This window comes from Micromonospora sp. NBRC 101691, from assembly GCF_030269285.1.
GTDB classification, from domain to species: Bacteria; Actinomycetota; Actinomycetes; order Mycobacteriales; family Micromonosporaceae; genus Micromonospora; species Micromonospora echinospora.
In genome coordinates this window covers 1-289 of the sequence record NZ_BSTB01000071.1, presented here as the reverse complement: position 1 = coordinate 289, position 289 = coordinate 1, and the positions used below count along the sequence as shown (strand labels likewise).

Here is a 289-nt window from a genome sequence, read left to right as displayed (position 1 = left end):
CCGGATGGGGCCCCTGAGGGGGTTGCCGGATGGTGTGTGGTTGTTCTTTGAGAACTCAACAGGGTGCTTGATAAGCCAGTGCCAATTAAGTTATACCCCGTGCTGGTCGGGCTTGATGTCTGGCTGGCGGGGATTCCTTTGGCAACACTTTGTTGCCGGGACGATTGTTCAACAAGTTTTTGTTGGAGAGTTTGATCCTGGCTCAGGACGAACGCTGGCGGCGTGCTTAACACATGCAAGTCGAGCGGAAAGGCCCTTCGGGGTACTCGAGCGGCGAACGGGTGAGTAA

At 55.7% G+C, this 289-nt stretch carries 1 rRNA gene; it reads left to right on the top strand.

What is annotated here, in order from left to right:
• Nucleotides 1-179 precede the first annotated feature (179 nt).
• Nucleotides 180-289 (top strand): 16S ribosomal RNA (locus tag QSK20_RS32000); the annotation flags it as partial.